The organism is Bacillus sp. 179-C3.3 HS (genome assembly GCF_047229225.1).
Lineage (GTDB): Bacteria > Bacillota > Bacilli > Bacillales > Bacillaceae > Bacillus.
Genome location: NZ_JBFEFT010000023.1, coordinates 1 through 22764, shown reverse-complemented (window position 1 = coordinate 22764; position 22764 = coordinate 1). Strand labels below are relative to the sequence as shown.

28 protein-coding genes are annotated in these 22764 nt (G+C 40.3%); 1 reads left to right on the top strand and 27 read right to left on the bottom strand.

Translation table 11 applies throughout. The annotated features are described in order from the left end of the window. Window positions 1-100: 100 nt before the first annotated feature. The 19 genes from aroH to AB1K80_RS13610 form a co-directional block, all read right to left on the bottom strand. On the bottom strand, window positions 101-484 hold the full coding sequence (gene aroH, locus AB1K80_RS13700) for a chorismate mutase (protein ID WP_412857250.1): 384 nt from the start codon (window positions 482-484) through the stop codon (window positions 101-103). Continuing rightward, window positions 481-1572: a 3-dehydroquinate synthase gene (aroB, locus tag AB1K80_RS13695; protein ID WP_412857248.1), complete on the bottom strand. Its 1092-nt coding sequence runs from the start codon at window positions 1570-1572 to the stop codon at window positions 481-483. Before aroB ends, aroH begins: the two co-directional genes overlap by 4 nt. Beyond that, window positions 1572-2744 (bottom strand): chorismate synthase, encoded by a 1173-nt coding sequence (gene aroC / locus AB1K80_RS13690; RefSeq protein ID WP_412857247.1) that lies wholly within the window; start codon window positions 2742-2744, stop codon window positions 1572-1574. The genes aroB and aroC overlap by 1 nt, the downstream gene beginning before the upstream one ends. A 78-nt stretch (window positions 2745-2822) precedes the next feature. After that, window positions 2823-3596 (bottom strand): CheR family methyltransferase, encoded by a 774-nt coding sequence (locus AB1K80_RS13685; RefSeq protein ID WP_412857246.1) that lies wholly within the window; start codon window positions 3594-3596, stop codon window positions 2823-2825. A gap of 148 nt (window positions 3597-3744) precedes the next feature. Continuing rightward, complete coding sequence (gene ndk, locus AB1K80_RS13680) at window positions 3745-4191, bottom strand: nucleoside-diphosphate kinase (RefSeq protein ID WP_412857244.1); 447 nt, start codon at window positions 4189-4191, stop codon at window positions 3745-3747. Between the two features lie 130 nt (window positions 4192-4321). Further along, a complete protein-coding gene (gene hepT, locus AB1K80_RS13675; RefSeq protein WP_412857243.1) occupies window positions 4322-5284 on the bottom strand; it encodes a heptaprenyl diphosphate synthase component II in 963 nt (320 codons plus the stop codon). A gap of 24 nt (window positions 5285-5308) precedes the next feature. Next, a complete protein-coding gene (locus AB1K80_RS13670) occupies window positions 5309-6013 on the bottom strand; it encodes a demethylmenaquinone methyltransferase (protein ID WP_412857242.1) in 705 nt (234 codons plus the stop codon). Window positions 6014-6016: 3 nt separating this feature from the next. Continuing rightward, entirely contained in the window at window positions 6017-6784 is a 768-nt protein-coding gene (locus AB1K80_RS13665; protein WP_412857241.1) for a heptaprenyl diphosphate synthase component 1, read from the bottom strand. Between the two features lie 114 nt (window positions 6785-6898). After that, window positions 6899-7129, bottom strand: a complete 231-nt coding sequence (gene mtrB / locus AB1K80_RS13660) for a trp RNA-binding attenuation protein MtrB (protein WP_008344541.1) — start codon at window positions 7127-7129, stop codon at window positions 6899-6901. 27 nt (window positions 7130-7156) lie between these two features. Further along, a complete protein-coding gene (gene folE / locus AB1K80_RS13655; protein WP_412857240.1) occupies window positions 7157-7726 on the bottom strand; it encodes a GTP cyclohydrolase I FolE in 570 nt (189 codons plus the stop codon). Between the two features lie 190 nt (window positions 7727-7916). Further along, window positions 7917-8195 carry a non-specific DNA-binding protein Hbs gene (gene hbs / locus AB1K80_RS13650; protein WP_003215863.1) on the bottom strand — a complete coding sequence of 93 codons (279 nt, stop codon included), beginning with the start codon at window positions 8193-8195 and terminating at the stop codon, window positions 7917-7919. A gap of 366 nt (window positions 8196-8561) precedes the next feature. Continuing rightward, complete coding sequence (gene spoIVA, locus AB1K80_RS13645) at window positions 8562-10040, bottom strand: stage IV sporulation protein A (RefSeq protein WP_412857238.1); 1479 nt, start codon at window positions 10038-10040, stop codon at window positions 8562-8564. 206 nt (window positions 10041-10246) lie between these two features. After that, on the bottom strand, window positions 10247-10972 hold the full coding sequence (locus AB1K80_RS13640) for a hypothetical protein (RefSeq protein WP_412857237.1): 726 nt from the start codon (window positions 10970-10972) through the stop codon (window positions 10247-10249). Between the two features lie 18 nt (window positions 10973-10990). Further along, window positions 10991-11194: a DUF2768 domain-containing protein gene (locus tag AB1K80_RS13635; protein WP_412857236.1), complete on the bottom strand. Its 204-nt coding sequence runs from the start codon at window positions 11192-11194 to the stop codon at window positions 10991-10993. A gap of 269 nt (window positions 11195-11463) precedes the next feature. Beyond that, window positions 11464-12501 (bottom strand): NAD(P)H-dependent glycerol-3-phosphate dehydrogenase, encoded by a 1038-nt coding sequence (locus AB1K80_RS13630; protein WP_412857235.1) that lies wholly within the window; start codon window positions 12499-12501, stop codon window positions 11464-11466. A 14-nt stretch (window positions 12502-12515) separates the two neighbouring features. After that, window positions 12516-13826 (bottom strand): ribosome biogenesis GTPase Der, encoded by a 1311-nt coding sequence (gene der / locus AB1K80_RS13625; RefSeq protein ID WP_412857233.1) that lies wholly within the window; start codon window positions 13824-13826, stop codon window positions 12516-12518. 161 nt (window positions 13827-13987) lie between these two features. Next, complete coding sequence (locus tag AB1K80_RS13620; RefSeq protein ID WP_412857232.1) at window positions 13988-14182, bottom strand: capping complex subunit for YIEGIA; 195 nt, start codon at window positions 14180-14182, stop codon at window positions 13988-13990. 5 nt (window positions 14183-14187) lie between these two features. Next, on the bottom strand, window positions 14188-15072 hold the full coding sequence (locus AB1K80_RS13615) for a YIEGIA family protein (protein WP_412857231.1): 885 nt from the start codon (window positions 15070-15072) through the stop codon (window positions 14188-14190). Further along, window positions 15069-15659: a hypothetical protein gene (locus tag AB1K80_RS13610; RefSeq protein ID WP_412857301.1), complete on the bottom strand. Its 591-nt coding sequence runs from the start codon at window positions 15657-15659 to the stop codon at window positions 15069-15071. The genes AB1K80_RS13615 and AB1K80_RS13610 overlap by 4 nt, the downstream gene beginning before the upstream one ends. A 127-nt stretch (window positions 15660-15786) precedes the next feature. Between AB1K80_RS13610 and AB1K80_RS13605 the strand changes: the two genes are divergently transcribed. Further along, window positions 15787-15918: a YpzI family protein gene (locus AB1K80_RS13605; protein WP_412857230.1), complete on the top strand. Its 132-nt coding sequence runs from the start codon at window positions 15787-15789 to the stop codon at window positions 15916-15918. 30 nt (window positions 15919-15948) lie between these two features. Here AB1K80_RS13605 and fni read toward each other — a convergent pair whose 3' ends face one another. The 8 genes from fni to AB1K80_RS13565 all read right to left on the bottom strand — a co-directional run. Continuing rightward, window positions 15949-16998, bottom strand: a complete 1050-nt coding sequence (gene fni / locus AB1K80_RS13600; protein ID WP_412857229.1) for a type 2 isopentenyl-diphosphate Delta-isomerase — start codon at window positions 16996-16998, stop codon at window positions 15949-15951. Window positions 16999-17012: 14 nt separating this feature from the next. Continuing rightward, window positions 17013-18164, bottom strand: a complete 1152-nt coding sequence (gene rpsA / locus AB1K80_RS13595) for a 30S ribosomal protein S1 (protein ID WP_412857227.1) — start codon at window positions 18162-18164, stop codon at window positions 17013-17015. Window positions 18165-18389: 225 nt separating this feature from the next. Continuing rightward, on the bottom strand, window positions 18390-19067 hold the full coding sequence (gene cmk / locus AB1K80_RS13590) for a (d)CMP kinase (protein WP_412857226.1): 678 nt from the start codon (window positions 19065-19067) through the stop codon (window positions 18390-18392). Between the two features lie 71 nt (window positions 19068-19138). Further along, entirely contained in the window at window positions 19139-19321 is a 183-nt protein-coding gene (locus AB1K80_RS13585; RefSeq protein ID WP_412857225.1) for a YpfB family protein, read from the bottom strand. Window positions 19322-19384: 63 nt separating this feature from the next. Continuing rightward, a complete protein-coding gene (locus AB1K80_RS13580; protein ID WP_412857224.1) occupies window positions 19385-20032 on the bottom strand; it encodes a flagellar brake protein in 648 nt (215 codons plus the stop codon). A 103-nt stretch (window positions 20033-20135) separates the two neighbouring features. Beyond that, window positions 20136-21485 (bottom strand): germination protein YpeB, encoded by a 1350-nt coding sequence (gene ypeB / locus AB1K80_RS13575; protein WP_412857223.1) that lies wholly within the window; start codon window positions 21483-21485, stop codon window positions 20136-20138. 16 nt (window positions 21486-21501) lie between these two features. Beyond that, window positions 21502-22332 (bottom strand): spore cortex-lytic enzyme, encoded by an 831-nt coding sequence (gene sleB / locus AB1K80_RS13570; protein ID WP_412857300.1) that lies wholly within the window; start codon window positions 22330-22332, stop codon window positions 21502-21504. 201 nt (window positions 22333-22533) lie between these two features. Further along, a partial coding sequence (locus AB1K80_RS13565; RefSeq protein ID WP_412857221.1) for a PrsW family glutamic-type intramembrane protease occupies window positions 22534-22764 on the bottom strand: 231 nt, incomplete at its 5' end.

The following is a 22764-nucleotide window of genomic DNA, read 5'->3' as shown; positions in this document are numbered from 1 at the left end:
TCAACTCTACTCATCTCAACTACCCTAGTCTCATTCTCAGCTTCTCTACACTTACTTTGCCGTTTACACCTGTGTGTAAACTTCGGCTGTTCATATCGTATTATAAGTCTATGTTTTTTGTCAACTGTAAATCAGGACGGAGCGTCACCGCTTCTTCTAAGTAAACGTGTTGTATGTCTTTTTGATTCGTCTCTGTCTGGACAGTCATTAATACCCGGATGCACTGTTTTAGTCCTCCATCGATGTCAAGCTCCTGCATACACGTAACAGGAACATACGTCCAGCCTTCGAACTGTCGAAGCGCTTTTGCTGGAAAGACGGAGTGAATATCAGGTGTTGCAGAAATTAAAATCTGCACGACACGTTCTGGTTCTACTTGATTTCTTGAAATGATGGCTTCTAACAGTTGTTTCGTTTTAGTTAACACTTCTGTTTCTGTATCTTCTGTTACCGTTGTAGCCCCACGTATCCCGCGAAACATCATAGACATCCCTCCTCACGTTTCCATTCTTCAAGCCACTGATACAGTTCATTTTTCGTAAATGAATGCAAGGTCACATCACCTATTTGTTTTAATAAAACAAATTGAACACGTCCGCCCCTTGCCTTCTTGTCACCGATCATTCGATCCACAAACGCATCTGTGGAGATATCTTGTCTGACTTGTAGCGGGAAGCCTAATTCTTTCATCCACTCTTTTAGTTGTGAACGATGAATACGCAGTCCTACCACCTTTTCACTGACATATAAAGCAAACTGCATACCGATCGCAATCGCATCACCGTGTGTAATGACTCCGTATCCATACTCTGCTTCAATGGCATGACCTAGTGTATGACCAAAATTCAAAAATGCACGAATGCCTTGTTCTTTTTCGTCTTCTTGAACAATAGAGGCTTTTACTTGAATCCCTCGATACAGCATATGTGCTAACTCGTCTTTTGATAATTCTACGAGCGAACGGATCGACATTAATTCTGACAAAAAGTCCTCACTTGAAATAAGCGCATGTTTCAAGACCTCTGCAAAACCAGACCTCATTTCTACGTCAGACAATGTATCTAGCATGCTTGTATCATAAACGACAGCTCTTGGCTGATGAAATGCCCCAATCAGGTTTTTCCCAAGTGTGTGATTGATGCCTGTTTTCCCTCCTACTGCACTATCATGTGCGAGCAAGGTGGTCGGAACTTGGATGAAATCAATGCCTCTCATGTAAGTGGCTGCTGCAAAGCCAGCCAAGTCACCAATCACGCCCCCGCCTAGTGCTATGATACACGAGGAGCGATCTAGCTGAAATTGGATGGCTTTCGTATGGATATGCTCAAACTGTGAGAATGATTTTGACTCTTCTCCATTTGGTACGACGACTTTTTCGACTGACCACTTCTGCTTAAGTAGCTGGACCATTTCGTGACCGTAAATGGCATCAACTGCAGAATCTGTCACAAGTAAAAGTTTCGTATAGGAGCGGCCAGTGGAAGTCATCAAGTCTACGATATTCTGTCTAATCCCGTCACCGATATATACAGGATATGTGGTTAATGACGTACGAACTTCCAATGTTTTCATTAAAACTCCCTCTGAAGTTGGCGCATTTTTTCTACATTCTCTTTAATACGATCGATTTGGTCAAGACCGAATTGTTCAACGACTGCATTGGCAATCTCCCAAGCAACGACTGCTTCTGCTACAACACTTGCAGCTGGCACAGCACAGCTATCTGAGCGTTCAATGCTTGCTGTGAAAGGTTCTTTCGTCTCGATGTCAACGCTCTTTAGTGGCTTGTAAAGTGTCGGAATTGGTTTCATGACACCTCTTACGACAATTGGCATACCTGTTGACATTCCGCCTTCAAGACCGCCTAAGCGATTTGTCTTTCTCGTATATCCCTTTTCTTCATCCCAAATGATTTCATCATGAACTTCACTGCCATTCTTAGACGCTGCCTCGAATCCAATCCCAAATTCAACGCCTTTAAATGCATTGATACTTAAAACAGCACCTGCAAGCTTGCTATCCAGTTTGCGGTCATAATGAACGTAACTGCCGACTCCAACTGGCATTCCTTCTACAATGACTTCTACAATCCCACCAATCGAATCACCATTTTTCTTCGCTTCATCGATCGCGTTCATCATTTTTTGACCTGCTTCTTCATCATAACAACGGACAGGTGATTCTTCCGTTACCTGTTGCAAATCTTCAATCGATTTGTATGCAGTATCTTCTGCTTTTACGCCACCAATCTCAAGCACGTGTCCAGCGACTTTGATCCCAAGGTGGGCCAAAATTTGCTTCGCCACTGCACCTGCTGCCACTCGTACAGTTGTTTCGCGAGCTGATGAGCGCTCTAATACATTCCGCATATCACGATGTCCATATTTAATGGCGCCATTTAAATCTGCATGTCCTGGTCTAGGACGAGAAATTTGACGCTTCATTTCACTTTCTTCTTCTTCGGTAATCGGCTCTGCACCCATGACCTTCGTCCAGTGCTTCCAATCGTTGTTTTCAACAACAAGTGTAATAGGAGAACCTAACGTTTTTCCGTGGCGAACACCACTTAATACTTGAGCTTGATCTTTTTCTATTTGCATTCTTCTTCCGCGTCCATGGCCTTTTTGTCTTCTTGCCAATTCATAATTGATATCATCCTGCTCTATGTAAAGCCCCGCCGGAACTCCTTCAATAATCGTCGTCAATTGTGGACCATGTGATTCACCTGCTGTTAAGTACCTCATGACTCTATCTCCCTTCATCGCATTAACGCTTTTAAGTAAAACTATAATAACATATTCTCTAGCAAAAAGTCAGCTAGATTACTTTTTTTGATAAAAGAAAGTATCAGCAGAGGTCATCCCGTACTTTTCTGGGTGGAAAATCTGTTCTGTAGACCCAACAAATAATACCCCATTTGTTTTTAAGCTGTTGCTCATTTTTAAGTAAATCTCTTCTTTCGCCTCTTCTGTGAAATAGATCAGTACATTTCGGCAAACAATGAGATCTAGCTGTTTCTCATATGGGTCTGCTAAAAGGTTATGCTTTTTAAATTGAATATGTTTTCGCACCTCATGATTGACTTTGTAATATGAGGTATCTTCTTTTGTGAAATATTTCTGTTTTATATGTTCAGGCACTTCTTGTAAGGAGCGTGCATGGTATTTCCCCTCTTGAGCCGATTGCAAGACTTTGTCATCGATATCTGTCGCAATAATTTGAAAGTCCTTTACAAGTGGGTGGCTCGACAACAACATAGAAAGGGTATAGGGCTCTTCTCCTGTAGAACATGCGGCACTCCATATTTTTAAGTTCCCACCGTTTTTTAATAGAAGTGGAAGGATTTTTTGCTCAAGCACTTCCCACCGTTGATAGTTTCGGTAAAATTCTGACACATTAATGGTCATACGGTCCATCGTTTCTTCAAGTAGTTCTCTGTCTTTTTCTAAAGCCACTGCAAATGCTTCAAAATCCTTGTATCCTTTTTTATCGTAAAGAGACGATAACCTTCTTTTCATTTGTGCTTCTTTGTATAGATTTAAATCTACTCCGGTTAGTTTTTTCCATTTTTCTACAAATACTTGATATTGATCCATCTGTGTCCTCTCCTGTCTGATCTTCTTTGTCCTAGTATAGCTGTTTTTATCATAAATTTGTATCATCTCTTGTGAAATTCATAATAGAAAAAGACGTAATATAAAAAAAGCCAGGGTGTTCTCTTGATGAACACCTTGGCTTGATGAATTAATAAATCCAGCTAGAAATGGTTTGATCCCAGTGTGTGAGCTCTTCTTGCTTGAAGAATAAGTTGATTTCTCTTTCGGCACTCTCTGGTGAGTCAGATCCATGAATGATGTTCTTTCCAACGGTTAATCCATAGTCTCCTCTGATTGTACCTGGCAATGCTTCCTTCGGATTGGTTTTGCCAATGATCTGTCTTGTCACGTCTACTACTTGTTCCCCTTGCCATACCATTGCAAAAACCGGTCCTGATGTAATAAAAGAAACCAATTCCCCGAAAAATGGTTTTTCTTTATGCTCTCCGTAATGTGTTTCGGCTACTTCTTTCGGAATACTCATTAGTTTTGCACCAACAAGCTTAAGCCCCTTTTTTTCGAATCTTGTTACAATTTCACCGATTAATTGCCTTTCAACACCATCAGGTTTCACCATCAGAAATGTTTTGTCCATATCCGTTTCCCACCCCGTCGTTATGTATGTATAGGCTTACATTCTTACAAAGTGATCGTATCATCTTTTTAAAAAAGAATCAATTTTTGACAAAATATTTCACAAAAAAAACCAATCAACACGAAGTTGATTAGAATTTTCGTTTCCCAATATATTTGGCAATGGAGGCAAGTGCTGTTTTAGCCCGTCCACGCGGAAGCTCGTCTAGCTGTTCGAATGCTTTTTGCAAATACATCTCACTCACGCGAATGGAGCGATCGATGGCATCTGTTTGTTTTAGGCTATCGATCACAGGCTTTAGTTGCTTTTGCGTTGTCTCACTATTAATCAATTTTAATTGACCTTCTAATGTCGGGTTTTTCAATGCAAATAGCACTGGTAGTGTGACATTTCCTTGTAATAGATCGCCGCCTACAGGCTTGCCTAGTTCTTCCTCTGTTGAGGTGAAGTCAAGGACATCATCTATGATCTGATAGGACATACCGACATAATACCCAAACCAATAGAGGGCTTTATGTGTTTTTTCATCAGTGCCTGCTGCAATAGCACCTAGTTGACAGCTTCCTGCAATCAGCAGGGCTGTTTTTCGCTTAATTCTTCTTAAATATGTACGGAGATTTTGGTCCATATTGTATTTGTCTTTTACTTGCTCAATTTCACCAAGACAGAGTTCAACAACCATTTTCGATAAGATTTCATGTGCCATTGGGTGATTGATTTTCGTCATATACTCAAGTGAGCGTGCGAATAAGTAGTCACCTGTATACATGGCAATTCTGTTGTCCCATTTTGCCTTAATGGTTGGTTTTCCTCTTCTTAGTTCAGCATCGTCAATCACATCGTCGTGGACGAGTGATGCCATATGAATTAATTCCAAGGCAACAGCGACATACTTGATTTTATTAATATCGTAGTCGCCAAACATACCTGAAAGGAGAACAAAAACGGGGCGGATTCGTTTTCCGCCCGCTTGTAGCAAATGAAGACCTGCTTCACTTAATAAAGCATAATCAGAGCGAACAGTCTGTTCAAGCTCTTTTTCAATTATATCAATATCATGATTTAAAAAAGAAATCATTGCTTTTAGTTTCATTATTTTCACCCGAATATCGTTTATTCAAAGCTTCTTTCCGATATGTGTTGCTGCGACACCACCTGTAAATGGATGATACGAGACATCAGACAAGCCTGCTTCTTCGAAAAGCGAAGCTAACTCTTTCATGCCAGGGAAGGTTTTGGCAGACTCTTGAAGCCAAGAATACTCTTGATAGCTTTTAGCAAACAGCTTTCCAAAAAGCGGCATAATGTATTTAAAATAGATATAATACCCTTGCTTAAATCCAATCATTTCAGGCTGTGATGTTTCAAGGCATACAACCATTCCGCCAGGCTTCACCACTCTAGTCATTTCTTTTAATACTGTTAAGTAATCAGGGACATTTCGAAGGCCAAAGCCGATGGTGACATAATCGAATGAATCATCCGCAAAAGGCAGTTCCATCGCATTGCCGTGAAGCAATTCAATTTGACTGTAGCCCCCTGCTTTCACTTTCGTTTCCCCAACACTTAGCATATTTTCACTAAAATCCAGCCCTTTGATCTCGCCATTTTCTCCTGCAGCGTCTGCAAGTGCAATCGTCCAATCGGCAGTTCCGCAACAAACATCTAACGCTTTTGCTCCTTTTGGAACATTCATAAGCTTCATTGTTTTGTCGCGCCACTTTTTATGTTGTTTAAAACTAATGACAGAGTTCATTTGATCATAGTTTTTATATATTTTTTCAAATACACCGTGTACTCGCTGTTCTTTTGATTGCTGCATGACTTACCCTTCTTCCACTTTCTGATGGTACGCAGGCTCATTTTTAATATGATCCAAGCGATTTAATAGCTCTTTTTGAACGAACGGTGATGAACCAAGGTACGCCTTGATCGGCTGTTCAGCTTGCACATAGCCTTCATCTTGAAAGTTATCAAAACACTGGTAGGCATCCATAAAGCGATCGTTCAAAAAAAGTTTTAAATGTTTGTCACCTTCTGTTTGCCTCATAAAACGCTTATAAACAAGGAAACGACTAGCGATCTCGTTCCAGTGCGGCAGCTTAAAGTGTTCAGAGACCCTTTGGAATAGCGCAGATTCTACTGTCGCCACACTCTTATAAAAGCTCGACGCATCTTGAATGGACTGATCATACAGTCTAATTTTATGTTCATTGATCTCTTTGATCGCCGTCGCAAGAGTCCGGATCATGTATATATCTTTCATGTCTGAGAGAAGAGAATAATAGAGACCACTGAAATAGTCTCCTGCTAGGATGGTGAGCTGACGATTTTTGAACTCGTCTTGTTTAATCGCTGCAGCCGTTGTGACTTCATCATGGGTATCAAGGGCAATTTGCACAAGCATCGCCGTTAAAATATAATTTTCTTTTTTTTCTGCATCAATCTGAGCTTCATCAAACATTGCATGAAAAAGAAAGAGCTTATCCTCATCAATGAGTGGTGCCCGTAAATGCTTGGCTAAGTAAGGATGAGAAAGCTTTTTGTTCAGTTTTATATTGATATTCGATAAAATTCCGTAGATGTCTTGCAAAGATATCACCCTTGTCCCAAAAATTACAGTTTCATATGTAGCCCTGCACATTGTATAGAGATTTATTATATCATAACCATTCTCATTTTGATCTGATCAAGTGATGGTCACGCTTTATTTCTTTGCCTCGCTTTGAATTTCACCGAAGCTTGTTTGAATGACGGCATCGCCTCTTACTTTGATAGCCGATGTATGCTCAGTAAATTGTGCGATAATGACTTCACCTTTATCAAGTTTTTCGGAATGGTGAAATCTTGTATCAGAGCCTCTTGTTAAGCCGATTACATTCACGCCATTATCAATGGCTTTAATCACCACAAAATCAGATGCTTTATTTTCACTCAACCTTTTCACCTTCCATCTATCTATTGATTAATCGTTTTTAATCAAGGAAAGCACTTCTGCTCTTGCCGCCGCATCATTTGCAAATGTGCCGCGTACTGCTGATGTCACAGTTTTAGCGCCAGGCTTTTTCACACCGCGCATCGTCATGCACATATGCTCTGCTTCAATGACAATCATCACGCCATGCGGATCAAGTGTTTCCACCATACTATCTGCAATCGTTGATGTGATACGCTCCTGTAACTGCGGGCGTTTGGCTACTGCTTCTACTGCTCTTGCAAGCTTACTTAGTCCCGTCACTTTTCCACCACGGGGAATGTAAGCGATATGGGCTTTTCCATAGAACGGGACGAGGTGATGTTCACACATTGAATGGAATGCAATATCTTTGACAAGAACGAGTTCCTCATGATCTTCACCAAAAATGGTTTTAAAATGTTCTTTTGGATCTTCATTTAAGCCTGAGAACACTTCTTCATACATTTTTGCTACTCGTTTCGGAGTATCAAGAAGTCCTTCACGATCTGGGTCTTCTCCAATTGCTTTTAATATATCACGTACAGCATGTTCGATTAATTCTTTATTTATTTCACTCATGTATTATATCCTCCAAAGGCGATTACATTTCATTCAGATTCTAGCACACTTCAGATCCTAAAAGCAAAGAAGAGCGTTCTAATGACACCTCTAGAATCAAAAGGAAAAGCCCCTTATCGAAGGGGCTTTTCTAGACCAGTGCGAAACTGTATATGTATAACTCCTGCACCAGGATCATTACACATAACGATTATTTACCTGCCACCGCGTCTTTAAGTGCTTTACCTGGTTTGAAAGCAGGTACTTTGCTTGCAGGGATTTCGATCTCTGCACCAGTTTGTGGGTTACGTCCTTTACGAGCAGAACGCTCACGTACTTCAAAGTTACCAAAACCAATTAGTTGGATTTTGTCACCATTTTTAAGTGCATCTAAAATTGTATCAAAAACAGAATCAACTGCTTTTGTCGCGTCTTTTTTAGATAACTCGCTTGCTTCAGCAACCGCGTTAATAAGTTCTGTCTTGTTCATGCCTTTCACCTCCTCCCAAAAAGATGCAATCAGTAGATTGTTATCATTACTTCACAATTCAACTTCTTTCTATACGCTTCCTTTGAAAAAAGAGCGTATAAAAAGCGTTATTCATGGCTTTCATGTAGAAAATCCTTTTTGAAGGAATGATTGTCCAACAAAGTGAAGATTTTCTGTAAGTAGATTAACACATATGAAATACCATATCAAGCATTTTAAAGGGGAGAAGCCTTATTCGTCAAGGATCAAGCGCACTTTTACGAACGAACATTCCTAATTTTAGCTGAATCTGACTAATCTTTATTCAATTGTCTATTTATGACTGAAGCACAAAAAAAGACCCCTATCGATGAGGAGTCTCACATGTTATAGAATGATCGCGATCAGGCCACCTGATCCTTCGTTGATGATTCTTTCAAGTGTTTCCTTCAGTTTATACCTTGCATTTTCAGGCATAAGAGACAGCTTCGCTTGTATGCCTTCTCTGACTAAGGAGCTCAGGGAGCGGCCAAATATGTCAGAATTCCAAATTGATAGCGGGTCATCTTCAAAGTCTTGCATTAAGTAACGAACGAGCTCTTCACTTTGTTTTTCTGTTCCGATAATCGGCGCAAATTCGCTCTCTACATCGACTTTGATCATATGAATGGATGGTGCGACCGCTTTTAATCTGACCCCGAACCTTGAGCCTTGTCTAATGATTTCCGGCTCATCTAAGCTCATGTCTGAAAGGGCTGGAGCGGCAATGCCATAGCCGGTTTGTTTGACCATTTTTAATGCATCTGATACTTGATCATATTCTGTTTTCGCATGAGCGAAGTCTTGCATGAGCTCGAGGAGATGATCTTTCCCCCTAATTTCCACTCCAACAACTTCTTTTAAAATATGATCGTATAAATCATCTGGCGCATACAGGTCAATCTCTGCAATTCCCTGCCCCATTTCAATCCCTGCTAAGCCCGCTCTCTCAATGAAATCAAATTCACTGAATTGGCCAACCACCCGATCCACATCTCTTAATCTCTTAATATCCTTCACTGTTTCCTTTACAGAATCTTGATAGCTTTCTCTCAGCCAATGATCTTCTTTTAGCACCATGACCCAGCTAGGCAAGTTTACATTCACCTCTAGCACTGGGAATTCATATAATGCTTCACGAAGAACGCTGAGTACGTCTTGCTCTCTCATGCTTTCTACACTCATGGCGAGTACAGGGATATCATATTTTTGACTTAATTCCTGACGCAGCGATTCTGTTTCAGGATGATACGGTCTTACAGAGTTGATCACCATGATAAATGGTTTGCCCACTTCTTTCAGTTCATCAATGACACGTTCTTCAGATTCAACATAGTCATGTCTTGGAATTTCCCCAATCGACCCGTCTGTTGTGATCACAACGCCGATTGTTGAATGCTCCTGAATGACCTTGCGTGTACCAATTTCCGCTGCTTCATGAAACGGGATCGGCTCCTCATACCAAGGCGTATTGATCATTCTAGGGCCATTTTCATCTTCATAGCCTCGTGCACCAGGGACAGTATACCCTACACAATCGACGAGTCTAATATTCACATCAAGGCCATCACTCACATGAATGGATGCCGCTTGATTTGGCACAAATTTTGGCTCTGTGGTCATAATTGTTTTCCCTGCCGCACTTTGCGGCAATTCATCTTGTGCTCTCGCACGATCCGCCTCATTATTGATATTCGGGAGCACCACGAGCTCCATAAACTTTTTAATAAACGTAGATTTCCCCGTACGAACAGCGCCAACGACTCCTAAATATATATCGCCTCCTGTTCGTTCAGCGATATCCTTGAAAATATCGACTTTTTCCAAGTGATCCCCTCCCGGACTTGCTATCCTCATTTTCAATTTAAAATACTCTATACTTCAATCAAACTTTGCTTAAAAGGTGTCAGGACAATATATGTGTATGACGTTGTCCTATTTGAATATGACACTTTTTTGATTTAAGAGTATGGTTAAGCCATAAAAAAACCTTTCTCCTCATTTATATGCAAAGGAAAAAGGTTCATTCTTGTTTATGACGTCTTTTTTTGTAGAAAGGCAGGCTCGCCTTTTTTATTGATTGTGTATGGGACAGAATAGGCCGGTACAAATGGGGTTTCCCGCCAATATACATCTTGAATATTTTCGCCTGTTTTCGGCTTTTGTTTCATTTTTTCTAAAATATGCGTGAAATCACTGCGGTAGTCAACATAAATTTCACCATTTGAAGAAATCAGTAATGGGAGTGAGTTGCCTGTGACTGGACTCGTCACGACTGGCGGTGTTTTTAATCCTAATTTTTTTTCATTTAAAGTATATAAATCTTTCGAAACTACTTTGCCGTATGGCGGGTATGTATGTTCGTCTTGATATATTTTGATCCTTAGCCTCAATTCACTGATGGTTTGTGTCATTTTCACGTCAATCAGTTTCACTGTCGGGTTATTTTCAACATCTGTAAGAACATATATGTATTCTCCTCCGCCTTCAAATGATGTGGACGGTACATCATGCAGATATCTTGGTGACAAGCGCTTAAAATCAATGACATACTTCTGATATATCGGGGTGTCAGCTTCTTTTGTTTCAATGGGCAAGAGACCATTTGTTGCTTTTTGAAAATCGCCGATCGCAGCCTGTACACTTTGCAGCTGCTCTTCATACGGCACTCTATTTTCTACTTTACGGTTTTCTGGATAAAGACATCCTGTAAGTAAAATGAGTGTTAACAACATGACACTGACTTTTGCTTTGATCATCACACTCTTCCTTTTCCTTTATTCATTGACCGGTCCGCTAAATACAACGAAAAACACAATGATTCCTGATATAAGCATTAAACTGTATGCAATGGTAGAGGCGGTTATTTTAAGAAATCGACTCTTCAGCTTAAACCGGCTTAAATAAATGGTTACTACGGCTAAAAACATGAGCCCCATTGAACCAAGCGCAAACCACATCTTGATTAAAGCAAAACTCATCCTGCCTGTCCTCCCTTAATAACGAACAAATTGTAAGCGTTTATATTTCATTCTAAACCAAAAATAAGGTAAATATCAATCATTTTTCCAATCATTCGGGAAAAAGGGGATAAAAAAACTGAAGCAAAGAGGGGGACTCCGCTTCAGTCAATTCATCGACTATATTCTTCCACATTCTGTAGAGGCAAAGCTCTATTCAAACTTCATTGCTATGTTATGCAAGTCTCCCCCATCTTGCATCCTCTACATGCCTATGTTCAGTCTATCAATTATTTTGTTTGATTTTCAAACATGTTCACAAGGTCTTCCATCTCATGTGTTTTCACACGAGCCATTAACGATTCAACCGCATCATCGACTTTTTTTCCTTCAAATAGAACGTGGAACAAAGCTTCAGTAATTGGCATGCTGACATTGTATTCTTTGGATAGCTGATAGGCGCCTTTTGTCGTACGGACGCCTTCAACGACCATTCCCATTTCCTCTAGTACTTCTTCAAGCTTATAGCCTTTTCCGAGTAAATTCCCACAACGCCAGTTACGAGAATGGACACTTGTACATGTCACGATTAAATCCCCAACACCAGTTAAACCGGCAAATGTCAGTGGATTTCCGCCCATTTTCGTCCCAAGACGAGCGATTTCAGCCAATCCTCTCGTAATGAGGGCGGCTTTCGCATTGTCACCATATCCGAGGCCATCTGTAATCCCTGCTGCAAGCGCAATAATATTTTTAAGCGCTCCACCAATTTCTACACCGATCACATCAGGGTTTGTGTACACCCTAAAGTTGTTGTTCATAAATAAATCTTGAACAAATTGTGCTGCTTCAATATTTTCTGAAGAAACGGTCACCGTTGTTGGATGACGCAATCCTACTTCTTCGGCATGGCTCGGACCTGATAATACGACAACAGCGTCTCTGATGGAGGCTGGGACTTCTTGTTCAATCATTTCTGAAATTCGAAGAAGTGTATCTGGCTCTATTCCTTTGCTCACATGAACAAACGGTACTTTAGCCGTGATAAACTCATTTGCTGCTTTTAAGACTTCACGTATCGCTTTTGTTGGCACAGCCACAATGATGACGTCTGTGCCTTCTAATGCTTGCTTCATATCGGTTGTAGCTTTAATAGACTTAGGCAATGCGACATTTGGCAAGTAATCATGATTTTCATGTTGATCATTGATTTGATCAATCAATTCTTGTCTATGGCCCCACATGTGTACGTCATGATGATTATCAGCTAATACAAGTGCAAGAGCTGTTCCCCAGCTTCCTGCTCCAAGTACAGTAATTCTCTTCATCCTGCTCACCCTTTTTATTTTCTCGCTCTCGCAAATATTTTGATTGGTGTTCCTTCAAAACCAAACGCATCACGAATACGGTTCTCTAGGAAACGTTCATAAGAAAAGTGCATCAATTCTGGATCGTTGACAAACACAACAAAGGACGGCGGCTTAATCGCCACTTGTGTCGCATAATAAATTTTTAGGCGTTGTCCATTATGTGTTGGAGTTGGATTCATTGCAACAGCGTCCATAATAATATCATTCAGAACATTTGTTTGAACACGCATCTCATGGTTCTCACTTGCTGTAATAATGGACGGCATTAAGGTATGGATTCTCTTTTTCGTCAGAGCAGACATGAATAAGACGGGTGCATAATCAAGGAACTGGAAGTGCTCACGAATGTTCTGTTCAAATTCTTTCATTGTGCGCTCATCTTTTTCAACTGCATCCCATTTGTTTACAACGATCACAACAGCTTTTCCAGCTTCATGGGCGTAGCCTGCAATTCGTTTGTCCTGCTCAATGATTCCCTCTTGTCCGTCAAGAACAACAGCGACCACATTAGATCGATCAATGGCTTTTAACGCACGAAGTACACTGTATTTCTCAGTTGTTTCATATACTTTCCCTTTTTTCCGCATACCTGCTGTATCGACAATGACAAAGTCACGCTGATTGTACGTAAACATCGTATCAACAGCATCTCGTGTAGTACCAGCGATATTGCTCACAATAACGCGCTCTTCACCGAGCATGGCATTGACCAGAGAAGATTTCCCTACATTCGGACGGCCAATTAAACAAAACTGCACAATGTCTTCATCGTACTGCGTTTCCGGCAAGTTTTTAAAATGCTCTGCCACCGAATCAAGTAAATCACCTAGACCTAACCCGTGTGTACCAGAAATCGGGTGCGGCTCACCAAAGCCAAGTGCATAAAAGTCATACACCTCATTTCGCATGTCAGGGTTGTCCAGTTTATTTACAGCCAGAACAACTGGTTTTTTTGTGCGATATAAGATTTTCGCTACTTCTTCATCAGCGGATGTCACGCCATCTCTACCATTCACCATAAAGATAATCACATCTGCTTCATCCATTGCAATTTCTGCTTGATGGCGAATTTGGGCCAAAAACGGCTCATCGCCAATATCTATTCCACCTGTATCTATTAAATTAAAATCATAATTTAACCATTCAGCAGAGCTGTAGATCCGATCTCTTGTGACACCAGGTGTGTCTTCTACAATCGATATTCTTTCGCCTGCGATTCGATTAAAAATTGTAGATTTTCCAACGTTGGGCCTTCCAACAATGGCTACGACAGGTTTACCCATAGTACCCTTCCTTTCAATCCAGCCGCGATTCAATATGTTCATCATCATGTTTCAACCGGGATTTAAAATTTTCATTCAGTTTGTTATGAAATAAACCCTTCAAATATGAAGGGTTCAACTTATATATTATATCAATTTTTAATCAGACCACAATGTATAACTTAAAAATGTTTGACAATCAAGTAAAGATCTTCTCCAATTGCGTGTGCAATCCCATCCAAAATGGCCTCTAAATTCATCGCATACATATCCAGTTCTTCTTTGTTTTTACAGAAAAAAACCGCTGTCCCCCCCATGACGCGTTGCTTATTCGTTGTAGCCACTGCCAAAATAAATTGTTCTATTTTACTCCCCATTTCATTTACCTCGCTTTCTTTTTAATGAATTCTGTCGGCATTCTAATGGCATTTTCCAAGATTGGTACTTCTTCTAATACACGAATGGCTAAATCTTCACGTTTTAATTGAGGCAATATGAACACTCCGAGTGTGCCCTTATTGAGATCCCGTTTTGCAAGGGGAGAAAGTGATGGTTCACCAGAATCTCGATACACACCTAGCACATTGGATAAATCGAATAACACCGCTTGCCTTTGACCAAGATTGGCAATCGTTGTGGCTGCATTGAAGTTCTTTGGGTTCAAAATAAAACCCATTCCATGCTCTAATATGAGTTTCTGCTTTTCAGGAAGCCCGATATTCATAATATAAATATCATTGACGTAAAGCCCTGCTCCATCAAACCGCAGTTCAGCTTTTTCAATATCGGCAATATCTTTCATTTGACTCCCAGACATCAATATTTTCGCCACAAAAACGCAAATGATTCCGACCACTGTTCCAACAAGCAAGGAAAAGAAAATACAAGCGCTTGTTACAATGAGGGCAGTGAGAATGGCAATATAATTTCGACTTTCAAAAGCGATGGCAATCCCTTCGATATATGTACTGCCTCGTGAGACAAGTTCGTACGAATCCATTTGTGTCAACGTGTTTCTTTCCATATTACGTACATCGCGAAATTGGGTGGCTGCTAGTGTTAAGAAGGTAATCGCTGTGAATTCCTCTTGAATGAGCGCAGGCATAATGATTGCCCCAAGTCCTGACGCAATAAAACCGAGTGCAATGTGAATCACTTGTCCATGTATGTACGTCGGATATTGACGATAATCGGTTCGTAACATATACAATCTGGCTGCCATCCCAAAGATGACACCAATAATCACAGGAAACGTGTAGTTCGTCATGTTGATTTTGCAGCCCCTTTGACTAATTTTCTGGATGAACGGGTGGTCATGAGTGTTGCTAGCTGATCTACACCTAAAAGGAAGATGATTCCTTGAACGACAAGTGAGAGAAACGCCAGATCCCCTATCACAACTGATGATGTGAGGCGTTGTATGGCAAATGAATATAGGGACTCTCCGAGACACATAGACATCATCCACAATGTCATTCGTTCAGTTAGATGATGACCATATGTGAAACACATGAGAACCAACAAGCCAAATACAACCCATTCGACCTTTATTAGCGTGAACCAAACAGGGTCATATAATGCAAAGATCTTAAAAAAGGCATACGCACTAATCATAGAACCTAATTGCATGATTCTAATGACTCGATATGAAGAGTGAAAGATTACAAATGCAACACATGCATATAAACATGTGAGCAAATACCCTGCATTCATGTCGATGTCCATTATGTTGATCATCCAGTGACTCAAGATCATATGACACAATACACAAATGGCCAGCACGGTACGCCATATGCTTTTCTCCATAATAAAGGTCACAATAATCCAAATGAACCAGATCGACCAATAATACATCGCTTCCAACGCCTATCACCTCAATTACATTATGGGAAGATCTCCAGTTTTTAAACATGTATATCACTGTCAGCTTCGTATGAAAAATGGCAAGAGGTGAAACCTATGAGGAAAGGAGGGATGTATGATGGGAAAAGATAGACAGGAAAAACGCCTAAAGGCATCAAGAAGAGTGGAATCTGATCGTGACCAATCGGTTCATCATAAAGGCGCAACAACGTTAGAAAGTCCAGAAAGTGCTCGAAAAAGAAATCAATAAAAAAAGGCATGTGATCCTCTCACATGCCACTTACCTTACACTATAATATGTCGTATTCACGCCTCTTTCTTTTAACCAATGACTCGTGTCACCCGTAATGACGAGCGGCGTGTTTCTAAGCTCTTCAATCGTCTTCGCCCCAAGGACAGTCATGAGCATCTTCACATCTTCTTGAAGGCTGATGATATCGGAAATAAGACCGCTCTCCCCGCCATTTGTCAGCGATTTTAAGAAAAAGCCTGCCAAACCAGCTGCGGATGCGCCAAGTGCAATTGATTTCGTGACATCCAGTGCATCTTGGATTCCTCCAGAGGCTAAAAGGGTTTGATCTTGAAAGGCTGTATGTACTTCAGCAATACTTGCAGCAGTCGGAATGCCCCAATTATCAAAATAAAGCAGCGCTTTCTGGCGTCTTAGGTTTTCGATTTTAGAAAAGTTCGTTCCACCAAATCCGCCAATGTCAACAGCCGCAACCCCAGCATCAAATAGTTTCTTAGCTGTCTCTTTACTCATTCCAAATCCCACTTCTTTGACGACAACAGGGATGCCGATTGACTCTGTAATGGCTGCGATTCGCTCAATGGCTCCTCGAAAGTCACGGTCGCCTTCTGGCATGACGATCTCTTGAATCACATTTAAGTGAATCTGAAGCAAATTCGCCTCTAGCATTTCAACCGCTTCATGTGCTTGCTGAACAGTTGCTTCACTACCTAAGTTCGCAAAAACCAGTCCATCTGGATTGACTTTCCGAACAATTTCAAACGTATGTCTTTCTTCCTTGTCTTTGATGGCAGCCATTTGGGAGCCAACTGCCACTGGTATATTGGTTTCCTTCGCTGCGATAGATAGAGAGCGATTGATCTCATATGTTGACTCTCCACCCCCACCAGTCATTGCATTGATAAAAATTGGCGAACCGAAAGTCAGTCCGCCAATTGTCGTATGTGTATCAATTTGTGATGTCGCAAGATCTGGTAGACCGACGTGAACGAAGGATACATCTTTTAATCCAGTTGCTGCCTGTTGTCCAGTCGACAAAGCATGTTCAATATGCTGTTTCTTTCTTTCAGCTCGCGTCAATTTTGATCACCAAATTATTTTAGTTTATTGAGTTTATCACCAATCAGGTCGCCAAGCTGGAATCCACTTGTGTTTTCTTCTTTCGCCTGATATTGACGATAATTTTCTTCTATTTGTTTTTCAGGATTTTCTTCTAGGTCACGAATGCTTAATGAAATGCGCTCTTCCTCTTCATTGACATCAAGCACCTTCACTTTTACAGTCTGGCCTTCTTCAAGAACCTCTTGTGGGGTACCAATATGTTTATGCGAAATTTGTGAAATATGCACAAGTCCTTCTACACCTGGTAGAATTTCAACAAATGCACCAAAGCTCACAAGACGCTGTACAGTTCCTTCAAGAACATCATCTTGTTTTACTTTTTCGCCAATTTGGCTCCAAGGTCCTGGTAATGTTTCTTTAATAGAAAGCGAGATGCGTTCGTTATCGCGATCAACTGCTAATACTTTGACCTTCACTTCTTGTCCTTCTTCTACAACGTCAGATGGCTTTTCAACATGTGCATGGGATAGTTGAGAAATGTGAACTAATCCATCAATGCCGCCAATGTCAACAAATGCACCAAAATCAGTCAAGCGCTGGACTTTTCCATCGATGACACTTCCTACTTCAAGCTTCTGCAGGAAGCCTTGCTTTTTGTCCAATTGCTCTTGCTCTACAACTGCACGATGTGAAAGAATGACACGATTTTTTTCACGGTCAAGTTCTACCACAACAAGTGAAAGCGATTTGCCTTTGTAATCTGTAAAATCTTCTACATAGTGCGCTTCCACAAGAGATGCAGGGATAAATCCACGCACTCCAATGTCAACGACAAGACCACCTTTGACAACGTCTTTTACTTCAGCTTCAAATACTTCTTTTGTTTCAAACTTTTTCTCTAGGTCTTCCCAAGCGCGGTCTGCATCAACAGCACGTTTCGATAAAATCAAAGCATCGTCTTCGACCTTTGTTACTTTAAGCTCTAACTCGTCGCCATCTTTTACGACATCTGATGCTTTTTCAACGTGAAGACTTGATAATTCACTGATTGGGATGATCCCAGGTTGTTTCACATGAACGATATCCACATTAACATGTTTATCCTCAACTTTTGAAACGATCCCTTTCACTACATCTCCAACCTCTGGTACCTGAACATCGATTTGATTCATTTCCTCTGTCATTTCGATAACCTCCTTGGTCCAAACCTACACAGCTTAAATTAAACGACTGGATGAATATGTGTCTTAAGCATGATGATTACCAGCCGAATATGTATTATAGAAACATTCAAATCAACTTAATTGCTTGAATGATCAATAAAAAAATAGTATTAGTATAAACTTCTAATAAAAGGCCTTGTTTGTCAAGAGATAAACCTCTTACTTATTAAAGTTTTCTAAAATTTCTCACTGTTTTTCTACGCGGCTGACGACATCTAGGATTTTACCTGCTACCTCTTGAATGGTGAGGGACGTTGTGTCAATTTCAAGCGCATCATCCGCCTTCTTTAACGGAGATACCTCCCGCTCGGAATCTAGCTTGTCACGTCTTGCAATTTCTTCGATCAACTGATCGTAATCAACTTTATAACCTTTTTTCTGATTTTCTTCAAAACGGCGCTTTGCTCTTTCTTCGACTGATGCAAGCAAGAAAATTTTCACTTCTGCATCTGGAAGAACGTGAGTACCGATGTCCCGGCCATCCATCACAACGCCGCCACGTTTGCCAAGCTCTTGCTGTCTGCGAACCATTTCTTCACGAACAGCTCGATGTTTCGCTACAACAGATACTTGGTTACTGACGCGGTCTGTTCTAATTTCTTCAGTGACATCTTGATTGTTTACATGAACTTTTTGACCTTCGTCAGTCGAGACAAGTTCAATCACCGTCTTTTTAAGCAAAGCATCTAGTGCCTGTTCATCTTCTAAATTCACATCATGTTCAAGTGCCGCAAGTGTGATAGCGCGATACATAGCGCCTGTATCAATATAAATAAATGATTTTTCTGCTGCAACAATTTTTGCCACAGTGCTTTTTCCTGCAGCTGCAGGACCATCAATTGCAATAGATAATTTCTTTTTCATAATACCTCTCCTTGATTGAATCTCCCATTTGAATTGTAACATGTTCACCGCAAAAACGGGGAATTTTTGTATCAATCCTTCTGCTTAAATGTCTCAATCCAATCTTCAATTTTCATGTTATTCACACCCTCGTATTGTACGACTTTCGACAAAAACAATTCCCCTTTTGTCAAATGGAGTGTGAGTTGAACAGCTATTAATAAAACAAGCTGAATGAATACGACTTTGATTAACCATCGCTCGATTGTTCTCATGTAAAAAGCCTCCATGCTAGAGTTATCCCTCTCTAGTATGGAAGCTTTTTACACCCTTTATTCTTACACTTTTTTGACACGTGTTAAAAGTTGCTGTTGGAAGCAGTACTTCATGATGTGCTGCTGTTGGTCATTTGTGATTTCAGTAAACTCCATGATGGCTCTAGTTTTACCTGATACTTCATCTTTGTATACGCGATTTACTTCTGCAACCGCTTTAATATGAAGTAATTGCTCTTTTAACTGAAGCTGAAATTCAGCGATCACATCACCATATTCTTTGAATGAAACCCCTTCTGGCACAACAATCGCTATTCCGCCAGCACTGATATTGACAATCAATGTTTCAAAAGACGCTTGATCTTGTTTGATGTGGACGTTAATCAATGCATCGACACGCAAGTATTCCCTGCGCTGCAAGCGAATCATTTCTTCTTTTGGCGGAATTGAAATCATGATCATCGGGATGTCTACTTTCTTTTTACCGATGACTTCACTTGCACATTTGTATGGAACTTGATTTTCATCATAAAAGAAGACAGTAATCTCTGTATGTTGATTTAAGTAAATCGTACGTCCCGTTTCTTTATCTGCTGGATAATGAATGCAAATACTATCGTCATTATTTTCCAGAACTTTAGATTTCACTGTTTTCACTTCTTTGTTCTCATTGACATACTCAATTGTGATTGCATCCCCTATTTGTAACATTCCTCATCACTCTTTTCGTTTATGAAGTTTTATCCTCCTTTTTATTAAACCATGTCCAATAAAAAAGGAAAAGACTTATTAGCCTTTTCCTCACTTCTAATTTCTATAGGTCTTTATATATAGGTTCTGCATTTTTTAGCTTGTCTATTCTTTCTTCTTTTCCTGTATCCGCATTGATGAACATGCGATATGTGTCATTTTTGATCGTTCCAAGAAACTCATAACAGAGAACCTCTTCTGACATATCATTCTGTACGATAGCAAGATGACTGTCCTCAATTTTCACATGTTGATTCAGCGTTTTTTCCGCTTCTTTTTGTGAAAGGTTAGGCGCCTTGATCTCACGCTTTTTATGATTCAATAAATAATCTTTAGCTGAAAAACCAACAATCTCTCCATCATCTAAAGCGACTTTCATTCGAATACTGTCTGGATAAAGCAGAACATTTTTTTGAAGAGGCACATAGGTAAATACACCGATATTATCAAATTGTGCACTCTCATCTAGATGGAATGATTCTGTTTGAAATCCATGCTTTTTTAAGAAACTCAATGCTTTTTCAGACGCATCATTTAAACTGATCTTTTGTTTTTTTACATTTCGATTCTGAAGAAGGTAAACGGGGTGTCCTCCTTTTTCAGTTAAGTCCAAGTAAAAATTTGCGCGATTATCTGGGTCTGACATCGATAAGCTGTAAACATCTCGATTTGTTTTACTTCCACTTTTTCTCACTTTAAAATCTTGATTGTTGTCAGGTGCAAATTGCTGTGCGATGGTCATTGCTTCTTTTTTCGAAATCTTTTTACCTTGTAAGTGATTGAAACCACGTGCTTCTGACTCAGATGAAACATTGGTTGGGCCTAAATCTACATCTGCAAATGCATCTGCATTTCTCTCAACGGTTTTTAAGCCATCAATGATGGTGTTGTCGCTTTTATGATCACCTTCTGCCAGTGCCATTTCAACATCCATCCATTTTAAGTTCTTATTTAATACGAGGTGCTGAACTTGTCTCAGCTCGTTTTGAATATCTGCCGCTTGCTCATAAAGAGCCGAAATGGTTTGATGTGTGTCTTTTTTCAGCGGTTCATCTGATAAGGATTTTAGTGATGATTTGTAACTAAAATCCCCTACATTCGCCAAGAATTCTTCTGTTTTATTAAAAGGCATCAATGTGAGTGGAAGCTGACTGACATTGTTATGTGCTTCTGTTGACATTCTCCAAACATCTGCAAGCACTGGTGAGATAGACGTTTGACTGTTCATCGCAAGGGTTGCCCCTAGCTTATCGTGCAGCTGATCGACCTGATACGTTAAATCGTGGAACGCCCTTTGGTAGTTATTTTCAGCATGCAGGAGCACTGCATCTTTTTCTTGATGTTCTTTATAGCCCCAATAGCCTGTTGAGATCACAGCAATCCCTAAAATACCAATCAATATTCCTCTGATCATTTATATACACCTCTTTTTATTCACAGAAAACATGTTTTCCGATTCGTTTAATTTGTGGTCTTCCCCAAATCCATTCACTTGTGGCTGTATCAGGGTTAAAGTAATAGACGGCACTTTCAGATGGATCCCAACCATTGATGGCATCAAACACCGCCTTTTTTGCTGTTTCATTCGGCGTCATATAAAATTGCCCGTCCGCGACTGCCGTAAATGCCAATGGTTCAAAAATGACACCGGCAATCGTATTAGGGAATGTTGGATGATTCAAACGATTCAAAATAACTGCCGCAATGGCCACCTGCCCCTCATAAGGCTCACCCCTTGCTTCACTATAAACCGCTTGTGACAGTAGCTGTATATCATTACTAGAAAAACCGCCTGGCATATTCGTTGCTGTTTGTTTTGGAGATTGATTTGCTTGTTGTTTACCGGATTGACTGCTAGACTTCCCAGTTGATCCACTTTTTGGCTGCTCATTTTTCCCAGCCGTATTTTTTCGTGCACTTCTTTTCGGTGCCTTTGTTTGCTGGTCAAGAGGTTTTCCGCCATAATGTGTAAACTCATTCCCTTTTTGCAATTGTTCATGTACGAAGGTTTTATAGTATTTTGTTTTTTGAACCAATTTCTTTTTTGTTTTTTCACCTACAAGTCCGTCCACTTTCTTCATGCCGAACTGACTTTGAAAGTTGCGAACCGCCCAGTAAGTTCCCCAGCCGTACACGCCATCAATTTTCCCGTTATAAAAACCGTTATACTGGAGCCTAGCTTGTAGCTCCACAACATCTTCTCCCGTCGCTCCTCGCTGAATCACTTGATTGGTAAATGCCTCACTTTTTTGAGCTGTCATAAGTGAAGAGACGAGTAGAACAATTGAGAAGATGAGGACGACTTGTTTCTTGAAATGAGCTCTGTCCATATTTGATCCTCCTGTATGTTTGGTGTTTGACTATATGTTTCTTCCGATCCCTATTTTTATACATTCTCACAGGAGAGAATTGGGTGGAAACGACAAAAAACGCCCTATTACCTCATAGGACGTTTTCTTACCTTACATTTGGATCATTTTTACTGCACGTGCTTTTTTGCTTTTTCGTAAGCCAAACCACCATAAAAAGATCATAAATGGCAGCATGATATATCCCCAGTTTTTCATACCAAGAAGAATAAAATCATACAAGCCGTGAAAAAGCACGGGAAGTAATAACGAAAAGAAAAGCCATTTCCGCTGCTCCTTTTTATCGGAAAAACGTGCCTTCCCTATATAAAACCCCATCACAAC

Bases quoted from the DNA above. Each gene is read 5' to 3' on its own strand.
- ypeB (WP_412857223.1), bottom strand. From the start codon at position 21,485: ATGATCAGAGGAATATTGATTGGTATTTTAGGGATTGCTGTGATCTCA.
- rpsA (WP_412857227.1), bottom strand. From the start codon at position 18,164: ATGACAGAGGAAATGAATCAAATCGATGTTCAGGTACCAGAGGTTGGA.
- sleB (WP_412857300.1), bottom strand. From the start codon at position 22,332: ATGACAGCTCAAAAAAGTGAGGCATTTACCAATCAAGTGATTCAGCGA.
- AB1K80_RS13620 (WP_412857232.1), bottom strand. From the start codon at position 14,182: ATGGGGAGTAAAATAGAACAATTTATTTTGGCAGTGGCTACAACGAAT.
- AB1K80_RS13630 (WP_412857235.1), bottom strand. From the start codon at position 12,501: ATGAAGAGAATTACTGTACTTGGAGCAGGAAGCTGGGGAACAGCTCTT.
- hepT (WP_412857243.1), bottom strand. From the start codon at position 5,284: ATGAAACTAAAAGCAATGATTTCTTTTTTAAATCATGATATTGATATA.
- aroC (WP_412857247.1), bottom strand. From the start codon at position 2,744: ATGAGGTACTTAACAGCAGGTGAATCACATGGTCCACAATTGACGACG.
- cmk (WP_412857226.1), bottom strand. From the start codon at position 19,067: ATGAAAAAGAAATTATCTATTGCAATTGATGGTCCTGCAGCTGCAGGA.
- der (WP_412857233.1), bottom strand. From the start codon at position 13,826: ATGGGTAAACCTGTCGTAGCCATTGTTGGAAGGCCCAACGTTGGAAAA.
- aroH (WP_412857250.1), bottom strand. From the start codon at position 484: ATGATGTTTCGCGGGATACGTGGGGCTACAACGGTAACAGAAGATACA.
- AB1K80_RS13640 (WP_412857237.1), bottom strand. From the start codon at position 10,972: ATGATCAAAGCAAAAGTCAGTGTCATGTTGTTAACACTCATTTTACTT.
- AB1K80_RS13670 (WP_412857242.1), bottom strand. From the start codon at position 6,013: ATGCAGCAATCAAAAGAACAGCGAGTACACGGTGTATTTGAAAAAATA.
- AB1K80_RS13605 (WP_412857230.1), top strand. From the start codon at position 15,787: ATGGGAAAAGATAGACAGGAAAAACGCCTAAAGGCATCAAGAAGAGTG.
- AB1K80_RS13585 (WP_412857225.1), bottom strand. From the start codon at position 19,321: ATGAGAACAATCGAGCGATGGTTAATCAAAGTCGTATTCATTCAGCTT.
- aroB (WP_412857248.1), bottom strand. From the start codon at position 1,572: ATGAAAACATTGGAAGTTCGTACGTCATTAACCACATATCCTGTATAT.
- AB1K80_RS13580 (WP_412857224.1), bottom strand. From the start codon at position 20,032: ATGTTACAAATAGGGGATGCAATCACAATTGAGTATGTCAATGAGAAC.
- hbs (WP_003215863.1), bottom strand. From the start codon at position 8,195: ATGAACAAGACAGAACTTATTAACGCGGTTGCTGAAGCAAGCGAGTTA.
- ndk (WP_412857244.1), bottom strand. From the start codon at position 4,191: ATGGACAAAACATTTCTGATGGTGAAACCTGATGGTGTTGAAAGGCAA.
- AB1K80_RS13685 (WP_412857246.1), bottom strand. From the start codon at position 3,596: ATGGATCAATATCAAGTATTTGTAGAAAAATGGAAAAAACTAACCGGA.
- AB1K80_RS13610 (WP_412857301.1), bottom strand. From the start codon at position 15,659: ATGTATTATTGGTCGATCTGGTTCATTTGGATTATTGTGACCTTTATT.
- AB1K80_RS13615 (WP_412857231.1), bottom strand. From the start codon at position 15,072: ATGACGAACTACACGTTTCCTGTGATTATTGGTGTCATCTTTGGGATG.
- folE (WP_412857240.1), bottom strand. From the start codon at position 7,726: ATGAGTGAAATAAATAAAGAATTAATCGAACATGCTGTACGTGATATA.
- AB1K80_RS13635 (WP_412857236.1), bottom strand. From the start codon at position 11,194: ATGAGTTTTGCTTTAATCAAGATGTGGTTTGCGCTTGGTTCAATGGGG.